A 4,243-nucleotide genomic window follows, 5' to 3' on the forward strand; every position below is an offset into this window, starting at 1 on the left:
TCTATTTTTCTTAAGAAAGATCTTAATTATTTTTAATCACCAGATATTACCTCATAAAAACTATTATTTTTATAAAGGTAAGTCAGTAGCCACTCTTTTAGTGTCTTAAAATGAATGATAAATGTCCGCTAATGAATTTTGCTTACAACCTTTTAAAGTCATACTTGAGTTTATCAATAAATAAAATAACTCATGGAATAGATGATGAATGCAATTACTCAAGTAGACAAGATCACAGAACCCGTTAAATTCACAGATAAAAAACGTAAACTCTGGCTGTTAGGTCTGGTTGTACCCAATATTGCCAATGCTACCTTTTTGGGTTATCAGTTTGGCCCTAAAATTACTAAGAAATTATTTACTTATATGGGTCCTCTGGCATTACATATCATCATTCCAGCCATTGATAAATATATGGGAGAAGACCCGGAAAATCCGCCTGAAGAAGCTGTAACTGATCTGGAGAATGATCCCTATTATGCACGGGTTGTTAAATTATTTATTCCTTTACAGATAATTGCCAATCTGTATGGTAATTATCTTGTCAGTCAAAAAGCAGTTTCACTGGAAGAGCGTATTCTTTTTGGCCATATTCTTGGTCTGGTCAATGGTGTAGCAATTAATACTGCACATGAGCTGAGCCATAAGTCAGGCAAGCTGGAACATTACCTTTCGCATCTTTGTCTTGCCCCTACAGGGTATAACCATTTCCGTATTGAACATCCTTATGGGCATCACCGTCGTGTAGCTACCCCTGAAGATCCGGCTTCTTCGCAGTTAGGTGAAAGTTTCTGGCAGTTCTGGCCAAGAACTGTAACTGGAAGCTTTAAATCAGCCATAGAAATTGAAACACGACGCTTGGACCGTAAAGGGAAAACATTTTGGTCTTTAGAGAATGAGCTGTTTCATGGATGGACAATAACTGCTGCCTATCACATGTTCATGCTAAAGCTGTTTGGAGCAGGAATTATTCCAACCCAGCTTATCCAGTCATGTTGTGGTATCACGTTATTTGAAGTCGTTAATTACATGGAACATTATGGCTTGAAACGTGAGGATTTAGGTAATGGCCGGTATGCCCGTACCCGGCCAGAACACAGCTGGAACAATAACAGCAGGTTCAGTAACGTACTGCTCTATCAGCTACAGCGCCATTCGGATCATCATGCCTATCCGACCCGTAGTTTTCAGTCCCTACGCCATTACGATAATGTTCCACAGTTACCCGCGGGTTATGCCAGTATGGTTCTCCCCGCTCTAATTCCAAAATGGTGGTTTAAATTAATGGATGAACGTGTGATTAAACACTATGATGGTCATATAGATAAGATTAATTTTTATCCTAAAGCCCGAGAAAAGATTTTAGGTAAGTATGTGCATTTGTTTAAAACTAGAACTGAACGATCTTAAACTGATTAAATAATATAGAAAACAAAGCTACTGCCAGTTCTCTTTATAGTTTTAGAAAATAATAGAGAGAATTGCTTAAGTTTTTATCGGTATGGAGACCAGAGCTGTTTTAAAATGATTAATAAGAATGTTCCACTTATACCTGTACGTTACTATTTGAAACTGGTCGAACTGCTCATAGCCAGAAATATTCCTATACAGGTATTTCTGGACGAACTGCATATCGATATAGAACAGTATCTGGCTCAACCGGACTTGAAAGTATCTATTTCTCAAGTAGAAAAAATAATTCAGTACTGTTTAAGGTTCCCGGTAAATACTGATCTGGCCTTTGAACTTGGCCGCTCGTTACACTTAAGTTCACATAGCTTGGTAGGTTATGCAATTTTAACCTCCAAGACAGTTGAACATGCTCTTAAGCTGGTGACCAGATACTTCAGTCTGATTATGCCAAGTTTTAAAGCATCAATTTATTTCAATAAAAATCAGCAGGCCGAATGGCTGATTGAGCCTGAACTGGACATGGATCAATCTGTGTTGAATTTTCACATTGAAGCGATTGCTATCGCCCTGCATAATAATCTTAATGACTTGATCGATTCACCTTTCTTATCCTTTTCTATTTTTTTATCTCTGCCTGAACCACCTCATCTTAAACAAATTAACCAGTTAAAGCAGTTCAGGTTTCATTTTAATGCCCTTAACCGCCCTGGTTTAAAAATTACTCTTGGTCAGGAGCTATTAGCTTATAAACTGCCATTAGCAGATGAAATGACCTTAAAAGCAGTAGAGTTTAAATGTCAGGAGCAAATGAAGGAGATCACCCAAAGTCAGGATTTCCCTGAATGGATCAAAATGATTCTCTTAAATACTTATCAAATGCCAACTCTTACCGAATGTGCAGAATTACTGCATGTTTCAACCAAAACCTTACAACGACAGTTACATAAAAAAAATGCTGATTTCAATGGAATAAAAAAACAAGTCATTATATTAAAAGCACAAGAGAGACTGAGTCATTCATCTGCCAGCATTACCCAAATTGCCTATGAACTCGACTATTCATCTTCTTCTAATTTTTCCCGTGCCTTTAAGGCTTTAGTGGGTCTTACACCAGAAGCTTATCGACAGCAATTTCAATAAAAAATCTCTATCATCCAAAAAAGTAGCCAAAAATAGGGATCAGTATCTCTATTTTCTGATTTCTATATGAATTTCTATTATTTTTTCGCTCTCCAGGCAGCCTGAACCTGACCGGCAATTTTTGGATAATCTATCAAACAACGTATATGTGAAACTATTCCTGTTTTTAAGGTTTTATCATCTACGATAAAGTAGGGACTATGGTTAGGGGCTGCCTTGTGCATGTCCTGATCGGTTGGGGTAGCCCCTAGAAATACAAATAAAGCTGGCATAATCTGGCCACAATACGCGAAGTCCTCACTGGCACTTTCATTTTGTTCCAGCACATGAACTTTATTCTCCCCTGCAACTGACTTTAAGCTGGGAGCCATAAGGTGAGTTAAAGTTTTATCATTAAGTGTCATAGGAGCATAAGCAGAAATTTCTATCTTGGCCTGAACATCATTGGCCTTTGCAGTACGATCAATCATTTTAGGCAAGCTCTTTAAAATATTCTGGCGAATGTATTCATGATTGGAGCGGATAGTTCCGGTCATCGATACCTGTTCCGGTATAATATTGCCACTGGTTCCTCCCTGAATCTGATCTATACTTATAACGTCCATGCCCTTGCCAAGATCAGTACGACGCGATACCAGTGTTTGCATGTTCTGAATAATGTCTGCCGCAGCAACAGTCGAGTCTCTTCCTTTCCATGGCATGGAACCATGAACCTGTTGGCCGTCTAAAGTAATCCGGACACCATCAGCACTATTTAAGACAGCACCATCTTTATAATATAAGTGGCCACTTGGCATCCCTGCCATAACATGCAATCCAAAAATCACTTCTGGCTTTGAATTACTCAATGCACCATCTGCGATCATTTTTCTTGAACCCACCTGTTCGTCCTGACTAAAATTATCAATATCTGCTCTCCCTTCTTCGGTAGGCTGGAAAACAAATACAACTGTACCTGCAACTTTTTCCCTATGTTCAGCCAAAACTTGCGCAGCACCCAATAACATAGCAGTATGAGCATCATGGCCACATGCGTGGGCAACTGGCGTTATTTTACCCTCATATAACCCTGTGACCTGACTGGCAAAAGAAACCGGAGCCTTTTTTTGCATAGGTAAAACGTCCATGTCGGCACGTAGTGCAATGACCGGTCCGGGTCTTCCTCCTTTCAGTACACCTATAACATCTGTTTGCGAAGCCTTTTTTAACCTCAGCACCATAGGCATTAAGTTCTTTTTGTACCAGTTCAGAGGTTTTAAATTTTAAATTTCCCAACTCGGGATTTGCATGAATATAGTGTCTTAACTGGATAGTATGAGGTTCAACTTTCATAGCGGCTTGGTTAATCCAGTCTGCATAGGCTAAATGTTGTATACCTAATATAAGATTTATAATTATAAAACTCTTTTTTAAATATATGAAATATTCCTATTTTAATCGTTAAAATTGTTCATTTTTCAATATTTAAAATTAAAGTAAATTAATAAAAAATATCTTACGGTTTTTTTATAATAAATTATATTTTGTTCTTAACCACTTTTAACACCTTCTATATATAAAAATATAATCACAAGGTTCCAAGATGCATAAAATTAACCAAAAAATACAAGTTGTTTTTTAATAAAAAAATTATTATAAATACAATTAAACTATTAATTAAAAATTTTTATAGGAAAATAAAATAGTAGTT

At 37.1% G+C, this 4,243-nt stretch carries 2 protein-coding genes and 1 pseudogene; 2 read left to right on the top strand and 1 reads right to left on the bottom strand.

Translation table 11 applies throughout. From position 1 onward, the window contains the following. The first annotated feature begins 204 nt into the window (after positions 1–204). Positions 205–1,410, top strand: a complete 1,206-nt coding sequence (locus J502_RS15615) for an alkane 1-monooxygenase (protein WP_005406855.1) — start codon at positions 205–207, stop codon at positions 1,408–1,410. Between the two features lie 114 nt (positions 1,411–1,524). Then, on the top strand, positions 1,525–2,553 hold the full coding sequence (locus tag J502_RS15620) for an AraC family transcriptional regulator (protein WP_005406884.1): 1,029 nt from the start codon (positions 1,525–1,527) through the stop codon (positions 2,551–2,553). 77 nt (positions 2,554–2,630) lie between these two features. On the opposite strand, the pseudogene J502_RS15625 reads toward J502_RS15620, so the two are convergent. Continuing rightward, a pseudogene (locus J502_RS15625) lies at positions 2,631–3,972 on the bottom strand (amidohydrolase). Positions 3,973–4,243: the final 271 nt, after the last annotated feature.

The sequence above is a fragment of the Acinetobacter sp. 1294596 genome, from assembly GCF_000582925.1.
GTDB lineage: Bacteria > Pseudomonadota > Gammaproteobacteria > Pseudomonadales > Moraxellaceae > Acinetobacter > Acinetobacter radioresistens.